Source organism: Actinoplanes sp. NPDC048988 (assembly GCF_043197815.1).
In the GTDB taxonomy this organism is placed as follows: domain Bacteria; phylum Actinomycetota; class Actinomycetes; order Mycobacteriales; family Micromonosporaceae; genus Actinoplanes.
Genome location: NZ_JBICTW010000008.1, coordinates 113,725 through 133,414, shown reverse-complemented (window position 1 = coordinate 133,414; position 19,690 = coordinate 113,725). Strand labels below are relative to the sequence as shown.

The window sequence follows — 19,690 nt, the reverse complement described above, 5'->3', positions numbered from 1 at the left end:
AGGAACACCGGACGGCGAAAGGCCGCCCCGACCGGAGTCGGGACGGCCTTCAGCGTGCCGCTGGGGTCAGAGCGTCAGCTCTTGCCGCCGGCCAGCTTCTCGCGCAGAGCGGCGAGGGCCTCGTCGGTGGCCAGGGTGCCCGAGGGCTCCTCGGACGCGCGGGCCGGAGCCGACGAGCTCGAGGAGCTCGACGACGTGGAGGACGACGTGGTGGTCGCGCCCGTGCCGGCCGGAACCGGGTTGAGAGCGGCCTCGGCGTCGGCCTCGCGGGACGCCTGCACCTGCTTGGTGTGGGCCTCCCAGCGCTCGCGCGCGTCGGCGTACTGCTTCTCCCAGGCCTCGCGCTGCTTGTCGAAGCCCTCGAGCCACTCGCCCGTCTCGGGGTCGAAGCCCTCCGGGTAGATGTAGTTGCCCTCGTTGTCGTACGTGGCGGCCATGCCGTAGAGGGTGGGGTCGAAGTGCTCCTCGCCCTCCACGAAGTTCTCGTTGGCCTGCTTGAGCGACAGCGAGATGCGGCGACGCTCGAGGTCGATGTCGATGACCTTGACCAGAACGTCGGAGCCCACCTGGACGACCTGCTCGGGCAGCTCGACGTGCCGCTCGGCCAGCTCGGAGATGTGCACCAGGCCCTCGATGCCGTCGTCCACGCGGACGAAGGCGCCGAACGGAACCAGCTTGGTGACCTTGCCCGGCACGATCTGGTTGATCGCGTGGGTCCGGGCGAACTGGCGCCACGGGTCCTCCTGCGTCGCCTTCAGCGACAGGGAGACGCGCTCGCGGTCCAGGTCGACGTCGAGCACCTCGACCTCGACCTCCTGGCCGACCTCGACGACCTCGGACGGGTGGTCGATGTGCTTCCAGGAGAGCTCGGAGACGTGTACGAGGCCGTCCACGCCACCCAGGTCAACGAAGGCACCGAAGTTGACGATGGAGGACACGACGCCCTTGCGGACCTGGCCCTTCTGGAGCTTGTTGAGGAACTCCGTGCGGACCTCGGACTGCGTCTGCTCGAGCCAGGCGCGGCGGGACAGGACCACGTTGTTGCGGTTCTTGTCCAGCTCGATGATCTTCGCCTCGAGCTCACGGCCGACGTACGGCTGGAGGTCGCGGACACGGCGCATCTCGACCAGCGAGGCCGGGAGGAAGCCGCGGAGGCCGATGTCGAGGATGAGGCCACCCTTGACAACCTCGATGACGGAGCCGCGAACGACGCCGTCGTCCTCCTTGATCTTCTCGATGGTGCCCCACGCGCGCTCGTACTGCGCACGCTTCTTCGAGAGGATCAGGCGACCTTCCTTGTCCTCCTTGGTGAGGACGAGGGCTTCGATGTGGTCACCGACCGACACCACTTCCGCGGGGTCCACGTCATGCTTGATCGACAACTCGCGCGAGGGGATGACGCCCTCGGTCTTGTAGCCGATGTCGAGCAGGACCTCGTCCCGATCGACCTTGACGACGGTGCCTTCGACAATGTCGCCGTCGTTGAAGTACTTGATGGTCTCGTCAATGGCGGCGAGGAAAGCTTCCTCAGAACCGAGATCGTCGACGGTGACCTTGTTGGCGCTCGAGGTGGCCTCGATGCTGCTCGTCATGTGGACTGTTGCTCCGAACGGATGGGTGTCGTGGTGTCTCCCGCGCTCCACGGAACTGCCGCCGGGCACGACACGAACAACCAGATGACGACCAGTCGATCATGCAGTCGATCATGTCGGGACCGCCGACCACGGAACCTGCTCCCTGCCGAGGTACACGATCCGCGAGCGCATCGACTAGCTTACCGTGCGCATTACCACAGGTTGCAAGCCCTCCTGACGAGCGCGGCACAATGTTGGCCCGAAACCCCACACCATGCCCCTAATGTGCCGAATAGTGACGGCGGCGCGGGCGGCGGTTACCTTGGCGCAGTGATCGAAAACGCGCCGTCCGACGCCGAGAGCCGCCGCGCCAGCCGCGGCTGGTGGGACTCCGACGCCGACGAGTACCAGGCCGAGCACGGCGCCTTCCTGGGCGATCTCGACTTCGTGTGGTGCCCCGAGGGCCTGCGTGAGGCCGACGCCCACCTGCTCGGCGACGTGCGCGGCAAGCGGATCCTCGAGCTCGGCGCGGGCGCCGCGGCCGGGGCCCGGTGGCTCGACGGGCAGGGCGCGGAGGTGGTCGCCCTCGATCTCTCGGCGGGCATGTTGCGGCACGCTGCCGCCGCCGCCGGCCGTACGGGGGTGACCGTGCCCCTCGTGCAAGCGGACGCGCTGGCGCTGCCGTTCGCGGAGAGCGTATTCGACATCGTCTGCACGGCCTTCGGGGCGATCCCGTTCGTGGCCGACTCGGCGGCGGCCATGCGCGAGGTGGCGCGCGTACTGAAGCCCGGCGGGGACTGGGTCTTCTCGGTCACCCACCCGATGCGGTGGATCTTCTGGGACGAGCCGGACGAGAGCGGCCTGATCGCCCGTAACTCGTACTTCGACCGGACGCCGTACGTCGAGCGGGACGAGTCGGGCCAGGTCACCTACATCGAGCAGCACCGGACCCTCGGCGATCGCGTACGGGAACTGGTGGCGGCCGGCTTCGAGCTGCGCGACCTGGTCGAGCCGGAGTGGCCGGCCGGCCACGAGGAGACGTGGGGCCAGTGGAGCCCGCTGCGGGGACGGCTCTTCCCGGGCACCGCGATCTTTGTTAGCCGGCTCGGCCCCGGGGTACCACCCCGTACATGACCAAAGATCCGAAAAAGGGCGACCAGGTGACCTGGCGCAGCCACGGCGAGACCGTGCACGGCACGGTCGAGCAGAAGATCACCAAGCGCACGGAGGCGGCCGGGCGGACCGTCGACGCCTCCCCCGACGAGCCGCAGTACAAGGTCAAGAGCGACAAGACGGGCCGCGAGGCGGTTCACAAGCCGGGCGCGCTGCACCATGGCTGACGACGTCCACGCCGAGTTCTCGTCAGCGGTGAACATGACGGCCGGCGAGCTCGAGAAGTGGCTGAAGACCGACGAGTCGAAGGACGTCGGCCAGAAGCCGTCGTCCGGCGGCGAGTCGGTGGGCCACGACTCCGGCCGCAAGATCGTCAAGATCCTCGGCACGAAGAAGGCCGACCTGACCGAGGACGACGAGGCGCACATGCGCAAGGTCGTCGGCTACGTCCACCGGCACCGGGCGCAGCGCCCGTCCGGCGACGTGTCGGAGACGAAATGGCGGTACTCGCTGATGAACTGGGGCCACGACCCACTGAAGAAGTAACCGGTCAGGCCGTCAGGACGCCGGCGTCGAGCAGCCCGCCGAGCATGGCCAGGGCGGCCGGGATCATCCGGTAGTAGACCCAGGTGCCGCGGCGGTCGCTGTCGACCAGGCCGGCCTCGCGCAGCACCTTGAGATGGTGCGAGATCGTCGGCCCGGTCAGGTGGAACGCCCCGGTGAGGTCGCAGACGCAGACCTCGCCGCCACGCGCCGAGGCGATCATCGAAAGCAGCCGCAGCCGCACCGGATCCCCCAGCGCCTTGAACATCGGCGCGTACGCGTCCGCCTGCGCGGGCTCGAGGGGCCCCCGCCCCAGCGCCGCCCCCGTCATGTGGCTAGTCATGGGCCACACACTTACAGAGCCCCGCAACCCGGTGGTGCCGCCTGCCTAGGCTGGCCGGCATGGGCGTGCGGGTGGCGGTGCGGGAACTGCTTCAGGTGACGGGGATGTGGCTCGGCATGGGCGAGCCGGACGGCGACGGCGATGGCGCGCCGGCGCCGGCCCGGACGGGCGCGGCGTTCATGGCGGTGCAGACGCTGGCGGCGGTGGTGCTCGGCGCGCTTCTGGCCGGAGTGTGGGCGCTCCTCTTCCAGCAGCAGGTGCGCACGCTCTTCCTGCTCGGCTATCTGCCGCTGTTGGTGCCGCTGGCGATCGGGGTCGCCCGGCACCCGGCGGCCGCCGTGGCGCCGCTGGCCGGCGCGCTGCCGGCGGGCGCGCTCGCCGTGGTCGCGGTCCGCGCGGCGACGGGCGGCGGCGACGGCTTCTGGTGGTGGTTCCTGGCCTTCGCCGCGGGCGCCCTGGCCGCCGGAGTCGTCTTCGGCGCGATCAGCGCCCGCCCGGGCGCCCGGCACCGGACGCACGCTCACGCGGCGCCGCCCGAGGAGCCCGGCCGCGAGAGCTAGAACGGCCGAGCGCCGACCCCCGGCGCCGACCCCCGGCGCCGGGTCGGCGGGCCGGCGCCGGGTCACCGGGCCGGGTCAGTGGTCGGCGCCGTTCCAGTCGCGGCCGGATCCGACGGAGACCTCGAGCGGGACCGACAGCGGGTGGGCGTTGCCCATCTCCTGGCGGACCAGGGCCTCCAGCGGCTCCCGCTCGCCGGGGGCCACGTCGAAGACGAGCTCGTCGTGGACCTGCAGGAGCATGCGGGACTTGAGGCCGGACTCGCGGATGGCCCGGTCCACCCGGAGCATGGCGACCTTGATGATGTCGGCGGCCGAGCCCTGGATGGGGGCGTTGAGGGCCATCCGCTCGGCCATCTCGCGGCGCTGGCGGTTGTCGCTGGACAGGTCGGGCAGGTAGCGGCGGCGGCCGAGGATGGTGGCCGTGTAGCCGTCCTGGACGGCGCGGCGAACCACTGCCTGCAGGTACTCGCGGACGCCGCCGAAGCGCTCGAAGTACTCGTCCATCAGGCCGCGGGCCTCGTCGACCGGGATGGTGAGCTGGTTGGACAGGCCGAAGGCGCTCAGACCGTACGCCAAGCCGTAGTTCATGGCTTTGATCTTGCGGCGCTGGTCGGGGACGACCTCGTCGACCGGGACGTGGAAGACCGAGGACGCGGTGGCCGCGTGGAAGTCGAAGGCCGAGTTGAAGGCGGCGATCAGGGCCTCGTCCTCGGAGAGGTGGGCCATGATGCGCATCTCGATCTGGCTGTAGTCGGCCGTCATGAGCGACTCGAAGCCCTCGCCGACGACGAACGCGCGGCGGATCCGCCGGCCCTCCTCGGTGCGGATCGGGATGTTCTGCAGGTTGGGGTCGGTCGAGGACAGGCGGCCGGTGGCGGCGACGGTCTGGTTGAACGTCGTGTGGATGCGGCCGTCGTCGGAGACCGACTTGAGCAGGCCGTCGACAGTGGACTTGAGCTTGGCCACGTCGCGGTGGCGCAGCAGGTGTTCCAGCAGCGGGTCGCCGGTCTGCGCGAACAGGTTCTGCAGGGCGTCGGCGTCGGTCGTGTACCCCGACTTGATCTTCTTGGTCTTGGGCAGGTTGCGCTCATCGAAGAGGATCTGCTGCAACTGCTTGGGCGAGCCGAGGTTGAACTCGCGGCCCACGACCTCGTGCGCGGCCTGCTGGGCGGCCTTCACCTCGGCCGCGAAGTGGGCCTCGAGCTCGGACAGGTAGCCGGTGTCGGCCGCGATGCCCAGGTGTTCCATCTCGCCGAGGACCTCGGACAGCGGCTGCTCGACCTCGGTGAGCAGGGTCTGCGACTCGCCGCCGTCGCGGGACAGCTCCTCGGTGAGCACGTCGGCCAGGTCGAGGGTGGCGCGGGCGCGCAGCATGACGCTCTCCTCGGCGCCGCCCTCCTCGCCCACGCCGGCCAGCAGGTCGAGCTGGCCGGTCGGCGGCTCCTCGACGCGCAGCTCGCGCTTGAGGTAGCGCAGGGCCAGGTCGGTCAGGTCGTACTGCCGCTGGTCGGGCTTGGCCAGGTAGGCCGCGAGCGCCGTGTCGATGCGGACGCCGGCCAGGCGCCAGCCGTGCGCGCGCATGGCCAGCGAGGCCGGCTTGGCGTCGTGCACGACCTTGGGCCGGTCGGGGTCGGCCAGCCAGAGGGCGACGGCCTGCTCGTCGGCCTCGTCGAGGGCGGCCGGGTCGAACCAGCCCGCCGGCCCGTCGCCGGTGGCCACCGCGACGCCGGTGAGCGCGCCCGTGCCGCGCCCGAACGTGCCGGTGACGGCGACACCGACGGGCGCCGCCTGCGCGTGCGCGGTGAGCCAGCCCGCCACCTCGCCGGCGCGCAGCACGCGGGCCTCGATGTCGAAGCCGGCCTCGGCCTCGGGCTCGACGGCCTCGAGGTAGCTGTAGAGGCGCTCGCGCAGCACCCGGAACTCGAGGGCGTCGAACACCTGGTGGACCGCCTCCCGGTCCCAGCCGGGCCAGCGCACGTCCTGCGGGCGCACCGGAAGCTCGAGGTCGGTGCGCAGGGCGTTGAGCTCGTAGTTGAGCATCACCGACGACAGGTGGGCGCGCAGGTTGTCGCCGGCCTTGCCCTTGATCTTGTCGGCGTTGGCGACGACGCCCTCGATACCGCCGTACTCGGTGATCCACTTGGCCGCCGTCTTGGGCCCGACGCCGGGGACACCGATCAGGTTGTCGCTGGTCTCGCCGACCAGGGCGGCCTTGTCCCGGTAGAGGTGCGGCGGCACGAGCTGCTTCTCCTCGACCAGGGCGGGGGTCATCCGCCAGACCTCGGAGACGCCGCGGCTCGGGTAGAGGACCGTGGTGTGCTCGTCGACCAGTTGCAGGGCGTCCCGGTCGCCGGAGGAGATCAGCACCTCCATGCCGGCGTCGCGGGCCTGGGTGGCGAGGGTGGCGATGACGTCGTCGGCCTCGAAGCCGGGCTTTTCGACATACGGGATGCGCAGCGCGTCGAGGATCTCCTTGACCAGGCTGACCTGGCCCAGGAACTCCGGCGGCGTCGCCGACCGGCCGGCCTTGTACTCCGGGTACTTCTCGGTACGGAAGGAGACGCGGGAGACGTCGAAGGCGACCACGATGTGCGTCGGCTTCTCGTCGCGCAGCATGTTGATCAGCATCGAGGTGAAGCCGAACACGGCGTTCGTGTGCTGCCCGGTCTGGGTGCTGAAGTTCTCCTTGGGCAGCGCGTGGAACGCGCGGTAGGCCAGGGAGTGGCCGTCGAGCAGCAGCAAACGGGGGGTCTCGGCGTCTTCGCTCACGTGGGAGAACTCTAGTCGTGAGGTACGACAGAAACCTGGACCACCCCGCCTGCTTAGAGCACCTTGCTCAGAAATGCCCTGGTTCGCTCGTGCTGCGGATTCGCGATGACGTCCCGCGGGGCGCCCTCCTCCACGACGACGCCGCCGTCCATGAAGATCAGCTTGTCGCCGACCTCGCGGGCGAAGCCGATCTCATGGGTGACCACGACCATGGTCATCCCGTCCCGGGCCAGGTCCTTCATCACGTCCAGGACCTCACCGACCAGTTCCGGGTCGAGCGCGCTGGTCGGCTCGTCGAACAGCATCAGTTTCGGCCGCATGGCCAGGGCCCGGGCGATCGCCACCCGCTGCTGCTGGCCGCCCGAGAGCTGGCCCGGATACGACTCGGTCTTCTCACTCAGGCCCACCCGGTCGAGCAGGGCGCGCGCCCGGTCCCGTACCTCGGCCTTGGCCTCGCCCTTGACCCGGCACGGGGCCTCCATCACGTTCTGGAGCACCGTCATGTGCGGGAAGAGGTTGAAGCGCTGGAAGACCATGCCGATCGAGCGGCGCTGCTTGGCCACGTCCTTCTCGCCGAGCTCGTGCAGCTTGCCGCCGCGCTCGCGGTAGCCGATCAGGTCGCCGTCGACCAGGATGCGGCCGGCGTTGATCTTCTCGAGGTGGTTGACGCAGCGCAGGAACGTCGACTTGCCGGAGCCGGACGGGCCGAGCACGCAGCACACCTCGCCCGCGTTGACGACCAGGTCGATGCCCTTGAGCACCTCGAGCGAGCCGAACGACTTGTGCACGTTGTCGGCGCGCACCATCTCGGAAGTCATGCGCCCTCCCGGGTGTCGGTGATCCGGCCGCCCTGTTCGACCTCGATGTCGCGCAGCCGCTGTTTCGCCTTGCCGACCGCGCCGTACCCCTTGCCGTAGTGCCGCTCGAGGAAGTACTGGCCGATCATCAGGACGGTACAGATGATCAGATACCAGATCAGCGCGGCCACCAGCACGGGCAGCACCACGAAGGTACGCGCGGACACCGCGTTCAGCTGGAACCACAGTTCGCCGGTGACCGGAACGTACGCCACCAGCGACGTGTCCTTGACCATGGCGATGGTCTCGTTGCCGGTCGGCGGCACGATCACCCGCATGGCCTGCGGCAGCACGATGCGCCGCAGCACCTGGAAGCGGGACATGCCCAGCGCGACCGCCGCCTCGGCCTGTCCCTGGTCGACGGATTGCAGGCCGGCCCGGACGATCTCGGCCATGTACGCGGCCTCGGACAACCCCAGCGCGAGCATGCCGGCCACGAAGCCGGCCAGCAGGTCGACCGCGCGGATGCTGTAGAACTGCCCGCTGAAGTTGTCGATGCCGAACAGGTCGCCGATCTGCTTGTCGAACGGCAGGCCGAAGCCGACCCGGCTCCACAGGATGTTCAGGTTGCCGAACAGGATCGCCAGCACGAGGCGCGGCACGGCCCGGAAGAACCACGTGTACAGGAACGCCACCGACGACAGGACCTTGTTCGGCGACATCCGCATGATCGCGATGACGACGCCGAGCCCGATGCCGATGACCATCGCCGTGATGGTCAGCAGGATGGTGCCGCGCAGGCCCTCGAGAACCGGCCCGGTGAACATGACCCCGCGCTTGCCGTCCTCATAGGACGAGAAGATGAACGACCAGCGGAACTGGTCGTTCGTCACCAGCAGGTGCACGAACATCGCGGCCAGGATCGCGATGACCGCGGTCGTGACCCAGCGCAGGGGGTGCCGGACGGGCACGGCCTTGATCGGTTCCGGCCGTGCCCGTTCGGTGGTGGTCTGGTCGCTCATCTAGAGGGTCAGACCGCGGGGTTCACTTCGGCAGTGGTGACCGCGCCCGCGGTGACGCCCCACTTGTCGAGGATCTGCTTGTACGTGCCGTCGGCGATCAGCGCCTTGACGGCGTCGCCGATGACGCCGGCGAACTCGGTCTGGTCCTTGGCCACCACGTAGCCGTACGGGGCCGAGTCGTAGATGTCGCCGACCAGCTCCAGCTTTCCGCCGGTCTGCTTCACCGCGTACGCGGTGATCGGGGAGTCGGCCAGCATGGCCTCGTCCTTGCCGGTGTTGACGGCGTTCGTCGCGTCCGACTGCTTCTGGTACTGGTCGATCGTGATCTTGGCCTTGCCGGCGTCGGTGCACTTCTTGGACCGGGCGGTGATGTCGTCCACCTGCACGGTGGTCGCCTGCACGGCGATCTTCTTGCCGCAGACGTCGTCCGGGTTGATCGAGGCGCCCTTCTTGGCCGCCCACTGGGTGCCGGCCGAGAAGTAGGAGATCATGTTGACCTCCTTGAGCCGGTCCTTGTTGATCGTGAACGAGGAGACGCCGACGGCGTACTTGTCGCTGCTGACGCCCGGGATGATGTCGCCGAAGGTCGCCGACTGCCACTCGGTGGTCAGGCCCAGCTTCTGCGCGACCGCGTTGAACAGGTCGACGTCGAAGCCGATGACCGTCTTGCCGTCGCTGTCCAGGAACTCGTTCGGCGCGTACGACGAGTCGGTGCCGATGACGAGCTTGCCGACGCTCTTGATGTCGGCCGGGACCTTGTCGGCCAGCGACGTGTCGGCGGAGGCGCTGGGCGCGGGAGCGCCGCTCGAGCTGGAGTCGTCGGACTCCGAGCCGCAGGCGCCCATCGACAACGTCAGCGCCGCCGCGGCGGCCAGGCCGAGGATCGCCCGGCGGCCTGAGGGGGTGCGGAACATGATGACTCCTAGTTGTCCAAAGGGGTGTTACGCGACGCCGAGGTAGGCGTCCTTGACCGCGGGGTCGGTCAGGAGGTCCTGGCCGGTGCCCTCCTTGACGATCCGCCCGGTCTCCAGGACGTACGCCCGGTGGGCGCGTGACAGGGCCTGCTGCGCATTCTGCTCCACCAGCAGCACGGTCGTGCCCTGTTGGTTGATCTCCACGATGATGTCGAAGATCTGCTGGATCAGCATCGGCGCCAGGCCCATCGAGGGCTCGTCGAGCAGCAGCAGCTTGGGCCGGCTCATCAGCGCGCGGCCCACGGCGAGCATCTGCTGCTCACCACCGGACAGCGTGCCGCCGGCCTGCTTCTCCCGCTCCTTCAGGCGCGGGAACAGGTCGAACGCCCGCTGAAGGTCTTCGTCGATCTCGGTACGGACCCGGCGCGTGTACGCGCCCATCTCGAGGTTCTCCCGGACCGTCATGCCCGGGAAGATGCCGCGGCCCTCGGGCGACTGCGACACCCCGCGGATGACCCGCAGGTCGGCCCGCATCTTGGTGATGTCCTGCCCATCGAAGTGGATCTTGCCCTGGCCGACGGGCCGCAGACCCGAGATGGCCCGCATCGTGGTCGACTTGCCGGCGCCGTTCGCGCCGATCAGCGCGACGATCTCACCCTCGCCCACGGTGAGGCTGATGCCGTGCAGGGCCTCGATACGCCCGTACGACACCGTCACGTTGTCCATCTCAAGCAGCATCGGTCGGCACTCCCAGGTAGGCGGCGATGACCGCCGGGTTCTCCCGCACCTCGGCCGGCGTCCCCTCGGCGATCTTCTTGCCGAACTCCAGCACGACGATCCGGTCGGTGACGCCCATGACCAGGCGCATGTCGTGCTCGATGAGCAGCACCGTGACCCCGGTATCGCGGATCTTGCGGATCAGCTCGAGCAGCGACTCCTTCTCGGCCGGGTTGAAGCCGGCGGCCGGCTCGTCCAGGCAGAGCAGGCCCGGCTCGGTGGCCAGCGCCCGGGCGATCTCCAGCCGGCGCTGCTCGCCGTAGGCCAGACTCCGGGCCAGTTCGCCGGCCCGGTGCTCGATGCCGACCAGCTTCAGCAGCTCGGTCGCCTTGTCCTTGGCCGCCCGCTCCTCGAGGGTGTGCCGGGACAAACCGAAGATCCGCTGGCCGGTACGGCGTACCTGCTGAACCGCGCGCCCGAAGCCACTCTTGGCGTCGACCTCGACCAGCTCGTGCGACTTGACCGGCACCCGCCAGATGCGAAACAGCGCGCCGACCACACTGGTCTTGTGCCGCGCGTCCGCGCCGACCTGCACGTTCTCCAGCGCCGTCATCTCCGGGAACAACCGGATGTTCTGGAACGTCCGCGCGATGCCGAGCCGGGTGATCTTGTGCCGCTGCTGGCCCACCAGGGCCTTGCCGCGGAACCGGATCGCGCCGCTGGTCGGCTTGACCACGCCGGTCACCGCGTTGAAGCAGGTCGTCTTGCCGGCGCCGTTCGGGCCGATCAGGCCGAGGATCTCGCCCTCCTTGACGGAGAAGTCCACCCCGTCCAGGGCGGTCACGCCGCCGAAGCGGATCGTGACGTTGTCGACCTCGAGCAGATTGTTGCGCTCACTCACCGACGGCACCTTCCTTAGCCCGGTCCTCCAGCTCGACCTTGCGCCGGCGGCTGGGCAGCAGACCCTGCGGCCGGAAGATCGTCATGACGATCAGGGCGACACCGAAGATCAGCAGCCGGTAGTCGGCGAACTCGCGGAACCGCTCCGGCAGGTACGCCAGCAGGATCGCGCCCAGCGCCACCCCCAGCTGGTTGCCGGCGCCGCCGATGACCACCGCGGCCACCCACAGGATCGACGTGAACAGGTCGAAGCCCTGCGCGTTGATGAACGTCTGCTTGCTGAAGAACAGCGCCCCCGACAGGCCGCCCAGCGCCGCGCCGATCGCGAACGCCCACAGCTTGTACTTGAAGGTCGGCACGCCCATCACCTCGGCGGCGTCCTCGTCCTCACGGATCGCCAGCCACGAGCGGCCGACCCGGCTGCGCTCCAGCCGGCGCACGCCCAGCATGCAGATGAAGACCAGGGTGATCGCCAGCCAGTAGAAGCCGATCACATTGGATACGCTGAAGATCGGGCGGCCCGCGGTGATGCCCGGGAACCAGTCCATCCACTCCGGCCACGTGCCCTCCGACGGCACCGGAACGCCGGTGATGCCCCGGTTTCCGTTGGTGATGTCCGAGTTCAGGGCGAACACCCGGATGATCTCACCGAAGCCGAGCGTCACGATCGCCAGATAGTCGCCGCGCAGACGCAGCGTCGGCCAGCCCAGGATCACGCCCGACACCATGGTCACCGCGATCGCGATCGGGACGCACACCACCCACGGGAACTGGATCACGACCGGCGAGTTGGGCGAACCCAGAATGGCCACCGTGTACGCGCCGACCGCGTAGAAGCCGATGTAGCCGAGGTCGAGCAGGCCGGCGAGTCCGATCACGACGTTCAGGCCGACCGCGACCAGCACGTAGACCGCGCACAGGAACAGCACCGAGGTGAAGTCCGTGTCCGGCGTCGTGATCAGCGGGATCTCGAGACCCGGCAACGCGTACAGGAAGATGATGAAAGCGAAAAGGACCGAGATGCGCCAGCCGTACGGAAGGTTGGACCACCGGTCCCGCAGGCCGGTCACCGCGCGGACCCGGCCCTCGTCGGCCTTCCGCGCGGAATCGAGAACAGCCATCATGCCCGGGCCCTCCCCAGAGACTCACCCAACAGGCCCGTCGGGCGGAACAGCAACACGACCACGAGCATCACGAAGGCGACGACGTCCATCCACTCGTTGCCGAAGACACCGGCGCCGTAGTTCTCCACCACGCCCAGCAGCAGACCGCCCAGCAGGGCGCCGCGCAGGTTACCGATACCGCCGAGCACCGCCGCGGTGAACGCCTTGATACCGATCAGGAAGCCCACCGAGTACGTCGTGATACCGACCTTGACGTCGTAGAGCACCGACGCCGCGCCGGCCATCATGCCGCCCAGGATGAAGATCAGCATGATGACGCGGTCCTTGTTGACACCCATCAGCGCCGCCACGTCCGGGTTCTGCGCCACGGCACGCACACCCCGGCCCAGCCGGGTGCGGTTGATGAAGATGTCCAGGCCCGCGAGCATCGCGAGCGCGCTCAGGATGATGCCGATCTGGAGGTTGGTGACGTCCGCGCCGAAGAGCGTGAACTGCACCTTCGGCTGTACGAGACTCGGCATGCCGCGCGGCTGCCGGTCGGTGATCGCACCCACCAGCTCGAACAGCGCCACCGAGGCGCCGATCGCGCTGATCAGGAAGATCAGGCTGGGCGCGTTACGCTTGCGCAGCGGGCGGTAGGCCACCCGCTCCACGATCAGCGCCGTGCCGCCCGAAGCGGCGCCGGCCGCGATGACGGCCAGCGCGATCAGGCCCAGCACCCCGAAGGTGCCCGGAGCCGCCGCACCCACACCGAAACCCAGGCCGGCCCAGACGATCGTGGTAACGAACGTGCCGATCATGAAGACTTCGGAATGAGCGAAGTTGATCAGGCGCAGAACGCCGTAGACCAACGTGTAACCGAGAGCGACCAGGGCATAGATGGCGCCCTGGGTCAGCCCCGTCACGGTGAGCGACATGAAGTTGTCGCCCAAGAATTCAAAGTTCAACGCGACTCCAGCGAAGGAAAGTCATACAGGACGTGGGGGGGGGGGGGGGGGGCCCCCCCCCCCCCCCCCGGGCCTCACACACAAACACCATGAGGAAGAAGGAGCGGGAGATCGAGGGACGGAGCGGGGCGGCCGGCCAGTGGGCCGGGGCCCCGCGGTTTGTTTCATTAGCATGTCCCCCCCAATAAAACCCACCCAACCCAGCCACCCCATCTATATACCCCCGGGGGGGGGGGGGGGCGGCCCCCCCCCCCCCCCCCCCCACGTTTCGCAGCTCAGACAAACCGGATGAGCAGACCCTCGGGTCAGCTCTTCGGCGCCTCCTGGTCGGCCACGATCTTGCCGCCGGCGACCTTGTAGGCCCAGATCGCCACCGCGGACGGGTCGATCTCGCCGTTCTCCTGGAACTTGAAGTCCGTGGTCACACCCTTGCCGGTGTAGCCGTCGACGAACGTCTCCAGCTTCTCCCGGGTGCCGTTGCCGGCCTTGATGCCCGCCAGCAGGATGTTCGCCGCGTCGAAGGCCTCAGCGCTGTACGTGCCCGCCTCACGGCCGGTCGCCGTCTTGTAGTCGGCCGCGAACGTGCCGCCCGCCTTCTCCGGCGGAACACACGGGCAGGTCAGAATCGCGCCCTCGGCGTTGGCCGCGCCGGCGCCGTCCACGAACGCCTGGTCCTTCACACCGTCGCCGGCGACGAACTTCGCCTTGCCGCCCGCGTCGCGGTACTGCTTCAGGAACGGCGCGGCCTCACGGTAGTAACCGCCCCAGAAGATCGAGTCGGCGCCCGAGCTGTTGATCTGGGTGACCAGCGCGCCGAAGTCGGTCTGCTGCTCCTTGACGACCGCGTTGCCGGTCACGACCGAGCCCAGCGTCTTCTTCACCTGGTCGGCCAGGCCCTTGCCGTACTCCGAAGCGTCGTCCACCACGAAGGTCTTCTGAACCTTCATGACGTCCTTCATGTACAGCGCCAGGCCGGGACCCTGCGAGGCGTCGTTACCCAGAGCGCGGTGGAACGTCTTGTCACCCTGAGCCGCCAGCGCCGGGTTGGTCGCCGACGGCGTGATGATCACGACGCCTTCCTTGCTCATGATCGGGTTGGCCACCTTGGACTCACCCGAGAACGCCGGGCCGACCACGCCGAGGACCTTCGCGTCCTGGACGATCGAGGTCGCCAGACCCGAGGCCTGCGCCGGGTCACCCGCCGAGTCCTTCTCGACCAGCTCGACCTTGCAGTCGCCGTTGGCCTTGTTGTATTGGTCGACGGCGAGCTTCGCGCCGTCGCGGATGTTGATACCGAGCTGAGCGTTACCGCCGGTCAGCGCGCCAAAGAACGCGATCTTGCTGCCACAGGCAGCCGCGTCCGTCGAGCCGCCGCCATCGTCGTCCTTGGCACATGCCGCGGCGCCCACGAGAAGGCCGACCATGGCCACGCCGCCGATGGCTCGTGCGAGAGACTGCCTCAAGGTTGGAACCCTCCTCCATACCGAACCCACCGAGCCACTGGCAGCCGATTGGCACTTGCGCGCCGACGCGACCCTGCCGTGCCCCGTTATGGGCCGGGACGTTATCCCAGGTTCACGGCCTGCCAAAAGACTTCGATCGGGCTTTCATCGAACCGTTACGTCTCGTGACGCCCCGGCCGGAGGAGGTGTTACAACCGCACTACCCGCAAGATCAACTTTGTGTGGCCTCGGCGCCACCGGCCTCCTGACCCTCCGCCAGGATCCGGTCCGCCACCTCACGCATCGTCATCCGGTGGTCCATCGCCGTCCGCTGAATCCACTTGAACGCCTGCGGCTCGGTCATCTGATACTTCGTCATCAGCTCGCCCTTGGCGCGCTCCACCGACTTCCGCGTCTCCAGACGATCGGTCAGACCCGCCACCTCGGACTCCAGGGCGGCGATCTCCGAATACCGCGACAGCGCGATCTCGATGGCCGGCACCAGGTCCGACTTCTGGAAAGGCTTGACCAGGTACGCCATGGCGCCGGCGGCCCGGGCACGCTCCACCAGATCACGCTGGCTGAACGCCGTGAGAATGACAACCGGGGCGATACGCCCACCGGCGATCCGCTCGGCCGCGGCCAGCCCATCCATGATCGGCATCTTGATGTCCAGGATGACGAGATCCGGCCGAAGCTCCTCGGCCAGGCGCACGGCGGTCTCCCCGTCACCGGCCTCGCCGACGACGTCGTAGCCCTCCTCCACGAGCATCTCGGCGAGATCGAGCCGGATGAGGGCCTCGTCCTCGGCGATCAACACCCGCTTGCGCTCGGCACCAGCCTGCGAGTCGGCCACAGAACTCCTACCCCCAACGATCCTGAAGACACGACACCCCGGTATGCGGGTGTCGCCGCCCTAAGCGTAGTGGGTAGGCTGTCGGTGACTCATCTTGGCGGGAGGATCTCCCGACGGATGGGCCAGCCGGCCCCTGTATTCCAACCGGCAGAGAAGATGGTCTCAAACACCATACAGTGTGGGTTCGAATCCCACCGGGGGCACAAAACTGTCACACCCCTCCTCGAGGATTCGGGGAGGCATCCCTCTCATCTCCGCGAGGAAGCGCTTCGGCTGCACGCCTCCGGCGTTCCTTTCTCCGAGATATATCGGCGCCTCGGGTTGTCGCGGAATACCGTCGCCTGCCGGCTCTACAATCGCAGTCGCCGCACGAGGGATATCGACAGACGATGTCCCCGCTGCGACCGGCCTCCTCGCAAGATCGACGATCCGCCCGCTTATGGCTACCTGCTCGGCCAATATCTCGGCGACGGCCATCTGCTGATGACCCAACGGTGCCCCTCCTGACCGTCACCTGCGATCTGCGCTACCCCGGCCTCATCCACGAGGTGTCCCACGCGATGGAGTCGTGCGGCGCCAAGACCGTGGGATATCAGGAGCGGGTGGGATGCATGAGCGTCCGGGCGCACTGGACCCATTGGCCGTGCCTCTTTCCACAGCACGGCGCCGGGACGAAACATCTCCGCACCATCACATTGGCCGATGGGCAACGAGAAGTGATCGACCGGCAGCCGGAAAGATTTCTGCGCGGCCTCTTCCACTCCGACGGCAGCCGATTTCTCAACACTGTCGACCGGAACGGCAGGAAATACGCTTATCCCCGGTATCAGTTCGTCAACGAGTCGCGCGACATCATGCGGTTCTGCCAGGAAAGCCTCGATCAGCTCGGCATCAGCTGGCGCATGGCGCGGCCCAACACGCTGTCGGTCGCGCGGCGCGAGGCGGTGGCTCGCCTGGACGAGTTCGTCGGGCCGAAGTGGTGAGCGGCGTGGAAGTGCCGTACGGGCATGCATCCACCGCACCCGCGTGGCCGAGGGGGTTTCCTTCGGCGACATCTGCCGTGATCTCGGGCTGCCGCGGCGGACGGTGGGCAACCGGTTCCACGGGAATCGGGCGCGGGCGGCGCGAGCGGCCGACAAGCCCCGGTGTGCGCGGTGTGCCGATCCTCCCCGGGCCTCTATCTGGGTACGGCCACCTGGTCACCTCAGTCAAGGTGCCGGTGTTCCGCGTCTACTGCACCGCGAGCCGGCCCGGCCTGGTGGGGCAGTGCGGCGAGGCGATGCCGCGGGTGCTGGCGCGGCGGGTCCATCTCGTACGCCGTGGCGGCTATGTCGTGGTCCGACGCGGACGGCGAACCCTTCGTTCCGCTCTGATGGCTGCCGGGTTCTCAACCGGACGACCGCCGGGAAGGTGTAGGTCTACCCGCGCTACAACTTCTCGAACGAGTCCGCGGACATCATGCGGCTGTGCGAGCGGTCGCTGGACGGGCTCGGCATCAGGTGGCGGATGGGCCGGCGCAACATGCTGTCGGTTGTGCGGCGGGAGGCGGTGGGTCGGTGGGATGAGTTCGTGGGGCCGGAGTGGTGACGGGGGCACGCGAACAGTCCGTAGCGGGGGTGGGGCAGCTGAGCGCAGAGCGTGACTCTCGGTGGTGGCTGGGCGTGACTCGGCTCGGAGCGGTGGTCACGGACGGTCGTGGCGTCTCGGGGCCGGCCGGCGGTTTCCCGGTGGGTGGAGTGGCTTCGGGGCCGCTTCGGCCGGGTTTCGGCGGTTCGGTGCCATTGTAGGGCGGGCTGCTGGGCGGCGGGCCACTGTAGGCGGGGCCGGCGGGTGGGCTGGCGGGCGGCGGGGTGCCGGGCAGGGGTGTGGAGGGTGGCGGCGATCCCGTGGGGGTCGGGGGTGAGGCGGATCGTCGTACTTTTTCGCAGTAGTGGTCCACGGATCGTTCGCCGCCGGCGTCGGCGATCAGGGTGCGGCGGTCGTGGGTGCTCAAGGGGGTGCCGCCTTGCCAGGCCTCGCAGCGGGTGAAGGCGGCGATGTCGGGGGTGGGGGCCGGTCCGGGCCGGTGGGAGGCCGGCCCGGACGGCGGGGATTCCGGTGCCCGTGGGGACGGGGTGCCTGTTCTCGGCGCAGGTACGCCCAGCGCCGAGAACAGGCGGTGCACGTGCTGCTGGGCTCCCTGGGGGAGGTTGCCGGTCCGGGCGGCCACGGCGGTTCCGGTGAGGAGCAGGAGAGCCAGACCGGTCGTGGCGGGCACGAGCACGGCCCGGATCCTCGCCGGTTGACGGCGGCGTGCGGCGCGGGCAGCACGTTTGCGTTCGGCGGTGAAGGCGTCGACCAGTTGTTTCTCGCCGCTGAGTTCCGCTGCGGTGGCCGGGGCTTGGGCCGCCTCGATCAGGCGGCGCAGGTCCGGGTCGCCGGCGGTGAAGGCGGCGGGGTCGGTCTCGGTGTTTCTCCGCTTGCGCATCGCATGAAGGAGAGCGCGTAGCTGCCGCATTTTGTTACACCCCCTGCCGGCTGGGGTGGGTGCGGTCCTTGACCTGCGGATGGGTGGCGAGGCGCTTGAGTCCGCGCATGGCGGCGACGCGTACGGCACCCGGTCTTTTGCCCAGAATGTCGGCGGTGGTGGCGACGTCGAGGCCGATGACGACGCGGAGCATGACGGCTTCGGCCTGGTCGATGGGTAGTTCGGCGATGAGGGCCAGGGCCCAGGCCGTGCCGTCGTTCTCGAGGGTGAGGGTGGCCGCGTCGACGGTGGCGGTGGCCGCGGGCAGGGGTGGCGTGGGACGGCGGCGCAGGGTGTCGAGGCCCCGGTGGCGGGCGATCCGGAACAGCCAGCCGCGGAAGGCGGGCAGGTCCCCGTCGAACCGGCCCAGGTCGCGGATGACCTGCAGCCAGGTTTCGCTGGCGGCGTCCTCGGCGTGGTCGCCGGCGATGACGCGCAGGTAGCGCAGGACGCCGGGGTGCAGGCCGCGCCAGAGGGTGGCGAAGCCGCGGCGGTCGCCGTCGCGGGCGGCGCTCAGCGCGTCGGCCAGGGGGTCGTCGGGCACGTGGTCTCCCGGTGGTGGGGGCGTGCCGTTGATACCCAGGGCGACCGCGATCGATGCGCCGGGGCCGGGGCGGGCTGTGAATCCGGCTGAACCGCAGGTGGGGTGGGGCGGCGGATGTTGTCATGGTTCGGACACGTTCGGCTGGAGGCCTCATGTTGTGGTCCGGTTCCTCGCCCCTGACGGTCATGCGGAACAGCATGTGGGGTTTTCTGATGTTCGCCGGGGTGGCGTGGCTGGCGATCGGCTGGAGTGTGATGCGCCTGGAGCCGGCCGACGTGGTGAGCGTGGCCGGGCCGGTGATTTTCTTCGGGGCGCTGTGTGAGGCGGTGCGGGCTCTGGCGGGCACGCGGACGTGGTGGCTGAACGCGTCGATGGCGGCGCTGTTCACGGCCACGGGAGTGATCGTGCTGCTGGATCGGGACGCCTCCTACACGACGCCGGCGTCACTGGTCGGCTGGTTCCTGATGGTGCGCGGTGCGGTCGACGTGGCCGTGGCGACCATGAACCGGGGCATCGACCGTACGTGGGGATTGATGTTGTCGTTGGGTGTGGCCCAGGCCGGTCTGGGGTTCTTCGCGTCGAGTCCGCTGTCACGCTCGGCCGATCCGGTGATCGTCACGCTGGGTGGGCTGGCGCTGCTGCGCGCCATCGCCGATCTGGTGACCTCGTTGCGGTTGCGGGAGGTTTCCGCCGTACGGCCGGATGTCTTGACGTTGTCTCCGGAGCGCGAGGAGGGTGTGGCCGGCTATTCGGCGGGTCTGACCGATTTCGAGGAGACGCCGGAGAAGCCGAGGGCACGGCATCGGGCGGTGGACGCCGACGCGCGCACGTTCCACGAGGAGGTCGTCGACACGACCCGGGATCTGGACGCGAAGATCGCGGAGGCGGGTGTGACGGGCACGGCCGCGGCGGTGCGCCGGCTGCCGTCGGATCGGGACGTTCCGGTGGTGCCGGACACCGCGGAGAGCATGGCGGAGGGCGAGCGGCGCCGCTGACAGGAACCAGTCTCCCCCGCCCCG

20 protein-coding genes and 1 tRNA gene are annotated in these 19,690 nt (G+C 69.0%); 8 read left to right on the top strand and 13 right to left on the bottom strand.

The window, feature by feature from the left end; translation table 11 throughout:
* Positions 1–74: 74 nt before the first annotated feature.
* Entirely contained in the window at positions 75–1,592 is a 1,518-nt protein-coding gene (gene rpsA, locus ACGFJ7_RS25200; protein WP_360259333.1) for a 30S ribosomal protein S1, read from the bottom strand.
* A gap of 312 nt (positions 1,593–1,904) precedes the next feature.
* Between rpsA and ACGFJ7_RS25195 the strand changes: the two genes are divergently transcribed.
* From ACGFJ7_RS25195 to ACGFJ7_RS25185, 3 genes are read left to right on the top strand one after another with little or no spacing between them, the layout of a single operon-like run.
* Positions 1,905–2,708, top strand: a complete 804-nt coding sequence (locus ACGFJ7_RS25195) for a class I SAM-dependent methyltransferase (protein ID WP_392644110.1) — start codon at positions 1,905–1,907, stop codon at positions 2,706–2,708.
* Entirely contained in the window at positions 2,705–2,914 is a 210-nt protein-coding gene (locus ACGFJ7_RS25190; protein WP_360259329.1) for a DUF2945 domain-containing protein, read from the top strand. The genes ACGFJ7_RS25195 and ACGFJ7_RS25190 overlap by 4 nt, the downstream gene beginning before the upstream one ends.
* The gene (locus tag ACGFJ7_RS25185; RefSeq protein WP_360259327.1) at positions 2,907–3,233 is read left to right on the top strand and encodes a DUF3140 domain-containing protein; all 327 of its coding nucleotides are present in this window, start codon (positions 2,907–2,909) and stop codon (positions 3,231–3,233) included. The genes ACGFJ7_RS25190 and ACGFJ7_RS25185 overlap by 8 nt, the downstream gene beginning before the upstream one ends.
* A gap of 4 nt (positions 3,234–3,237) precedes the next feature.
* Here the strand turns inward: ACGFJ7_RS25185 and ACGFJ7_RS25180 are convergent, their stop codons facing one another.
* Positions 3,238–3,573 (bottom strand): ArsR/SmtB family transcription factor, encoded by a 336-nt coding sequence (locus ACGFJ7_RS25180; RefSeq protein WP_392644108.1) that lies wholly within the window; start codon positions 3,571–3,573, stop codon positions 3,238–3,240.
* A gap of 59 nt (positions 3,574–3,632) precedes the next feature.
* Between ACGFJ7_RS25180 and ACGFJ7_RS25175 the strand changes: the two genes are divergently transcribed.
* Positions 3,633–4,133, top strand: coding sequence for a hypothetical protein (locus ACGFJ7_RS25175; protein ID WP_392644107.1), 501 nt, complete (start codon positions 3,633–3,635; stop codon positions 4,131–4,133).
* A gap of 75 nt (positions 4,134–4,208) precedes the next feature.
* Here ACGFJ7_RS25175 and polA read toward each other — a convergent pair whose 3' ends face one another.
* The 10 genes from polA to ACGFJ7_RS25125 form a co-directional block, all read right to left on the bottom strand.
* A complete protein-coding gene (gene polA / locus ACGFJ7_RS25170) occupies positions 4,209–6,902 on the bottom strand; it encodes a DNA polymerase I (RefSeq protein WP_392644106.1) in 2,694 nt (897 codons plus the stop codon).
* A 53-nt stretch (positions 6,903–6,955) separates the two neighbouring features.
* On the bottom strand, positions 6,956–7,720 hold the full coding sequence (locus tag ACGFJ7_RS25165; protein WP_360259320.1) for an amino acid ABC transporter ATP-binding protein: 765 nt from the start codon (positions 7,718–7,720) through the stop codon (positions 6,956–6,958).
* Positions 7,717–8,721, bottom strand: a complete 1,005-nt coding sequence (locus ACGFJ7_RS25160) for an amino acid ABC transporter permease (protein ID WP_360259318.1) — start codon at positions 8,719–8,721, stop codon at positions 7,717–7,719. Before ACGFJ7_RS25160 ends, ACGFJ7_RS25165 begins: the two co-directional genes overlap by 4 nt.
* A gap of 8 nt (positions 8,722–8,729) precedes the next feature.
* Positions 8,730–9,635: an ABC transporter substrate-binding protein gene (locus ACGFJ7_RS25155; RefSeq protein ID WP_392644104.1), complete on the bottom strand. Its 906-nt coding sequence runs from the start codon at positions 9,633–9,635 to the stop codon at positions 8,730–8,732.
* A gap of 27 nt (positions 9,636–9,662) precedes the next feature.
* On the bottom strand, positions 9,663–10,373 hold the full coding sequence (locus ACGFJ7_RS25150; protein ID WP_360259313.1) for an ABC transporter ATP-binding protein: 711 nt from the start codon (positions 10,371–10,373) through the stop codon (positions 9,663–9,665).
* Entirely contained in the window at positions 10,363–11,253 is an 891-nt protein-coding gene (locus ACGFJ7_RS25145; RefSeq protein ID WP_360259310.1) for an ABC transporter ATP-binding protein, read from the bottom strand. Before ACGFJ7_RS25145 ends, ACGFJ7_RS25150 begins: the two co-directional genes overlap by 11 nt.
* Complete coding sequence (locus ACGFJ7_RS25140; protein ID WP_392644269.1) at positions 11,246–12,373, bottom strand: branched-chain amino acid ABC transporter permease; 1,128 nt, start codon at positions 12,371–12,373, stop codon at positions 11,246–11,248. The genes ACGFJ7_RS25145 and ACGFJ7_RS25140 overlap by 8 nt, the downstream gene beginning before the upstream one ends.
* Positions 12,373–13,323, bottom strand: a complete 951-nt coding sequence (locus tag ACGFJ7_RS25135; protein ID WP_392644101.1) for a branched-chain amino acid ABC transporter permease — start codon at positions 13,321–13,323, stop codon at positions 12,373–12,375. Before ACGFJ7_RS25135 ends, ACGFJ7_RS25140 begins: the two co-directional genes overlap by 1 nt.
* Before the next feature lie 305 nt (positions 13,324–13,628).
* Positions 13,629–14,786, bottom strand: coding sequence for a branched-chain amino acid ABC transporter substrate-binding protein (locus ACGFJ7_RS25130; protein WP_360259305.1), 1,158 nt, complete (start codon positions 14,784–14,786; stop codon positions 13,629–13,631).
* A 211-nt stretch (positions 14,787–14,997) separates the two neighbouring features.
* On the bottom strand, positions 14,998–15,621 hold the full coding sequence (locus ACGFJ7_RS25125; protein ID WP_360259303.1) for a response regulator: 624 nt from the start codon (positions 15,619–15,621) through the stop codon (positions 14,998–15,000).
* Between the two features lie 129 nt (positions 15,622–15,750).
* Here ACGFJ7_RS25125 and ACGFJ7_RS25120 point away from each other — a divergent pair.
* From ACGFJ7_RS25120 to ACGFJ7_RS25110, 3 genes are all read left to right on the top strand, one after another.
* A tRNA-Leu gene (locus ACGFJ7_RS25120) sits at positions 15,751–15,824 on the top strand.
* A 291-nt stretch (positions 15,825–16,115) separates the two neighbouring features.
* Positions 16,116–16,604, top strand: coding sequence for a hypothetical protein (locus ACGFJ7_RS25115; RefSeq protein WP_392644099.1), 489 nt, complete (start codon positions 16,116–16,118; stop codon positions 16,602–16,604).
* A gap of 1,175 nt (positions 16,605–17,779) precedes the next feature.
* Positions 17,780–18,109, top strand: a complete 330-nt coding sequence (locus tag ACGFJ7_RS25110) for a hypothetical protein (RefSeq protein ID WP_392644097.1) — start codon at positions 17,780–17,782, stop codon at positions 18,107–18,109.
* 13 nt (positions 18,110–18,122) lie between these two features.
* Here ACGFJ7_RS25110 and ACGFJ7_RS25105 read toward each other — a convergent pair whose 3' ends face one another.
* A complete protein-coding gene (locus ACGFJ7_RS25105) occupies positions 18,123–18,671 on the bottom strand; it encodes an RNA polymerase sigma factor (RefSeq protein ID WP_360259297.1) in 549 nt (182 codons plus the stop codon).
* 185 nt (positions 18,672–18,856) lie between these two features.
* Here ACGFJ7_RS25105 and ACGFJ7_RS25100 point away from each other — a divergent pair, with 185 nt between their 5' ends.
* Positions 18,857–19,666 carry a hypothetical protein gene (locus tag ACGFJ7_RS25100; protein WP_392644095.1) on the top strand — a complete coding sequence of 270 codons (810 nt, stop codon included), beginning with the start codon at positions 18,857–18,859 and terminating at the stop codon, positions 19,664–19,666.
* Positions 19,667–19,690 lie beyond the last annotated feature (24 nt).

Excerpts from the sequence above, each read along its gene's own strand:
- ACGFJ7_RS25160 (WP_360259318.1), bottom strand. The coding sequence starts at position 8,721 with ATGAGCGACCAGACCACCACCGAACGGGCACGGCCGGAACCGATCAAG.
- ACGFJ7_RS25100 (WP_392644095.1), top strand. The coding sequence starts at position 18,857 with ATGCGGAACAGCATGTGGGGTTTTCTGATGTTCGCCGGGGTGGCGTGG.
- ACGFJ7_RS25150 (WP_360259313.1), bottom strand. The coding sequence starts at position 10,373 with ATGCTGCTTGAGATGGACAACGTGACGGTGTCGTACGGGCGTATCGAG.
- ACGFJ7_RS25190 (WP_360259329.1), top strand. The coding sequence starts at position 2,705 with ATGACCAAAGATCCGAAAAAGGGCGACCAGGTGACCTGGCGCAGCCAC.
- ACGFJ7_RS25155 (WP_392644104.1), bottom strand. The coding sequence starts at position 9,635 with ATGTTCCGCACCCCCTCAGGCCGCCGGGCGATCCTCGGCCTGGCCGCC.
- ACGFJ7_RS25140 (WP_392644269.1), bottom strand. The coding sequence starts at position 12,373 with ATGGCTGTTCTCGATTCCGCGCGGAAGGCCGACGAGGGCCGGGTCCGC.
- ACGFJ7_RS25185 (WP_360259327.1), top strand. The coding sequence starts at position 2,907 with ATGGCTGACGACGTCCACGCCGAGTTCTCGTCAGCGGTGAACATGACG.
- rpsA (WP_360259333.1), bottom strand. The coding sequence starts at position 1,592 with ATGACGAGCAGCATCGAGGCCACCTCGAGCGCCAACAAGGTCACCGTC.
- ACGFJ7_RS25175 (WP_392644107.1), top strand. The coding sequence starts at position 3,633 with ATGGGCGTGCGGGTGGCGGTGCGGGAACTGCTTCAGGTGACGGGGATG.
- ACGFJ7_RS25180 (WP_392644108.1), bottom strand. The coding sequence starts at position 3,573 with ATGACTAGCCACATGACGGGGGCGGCGCTGGGGCGGGGGCCCCTCGAG.
- ACGFJ7_RS25165 (WP_360259320.1), bottom strand. The coding sequence starts at position 7,720 with ATGACTTCCGAGATGGTGCGCGCCGACAACGTGCACAAGTCGTTCGGC.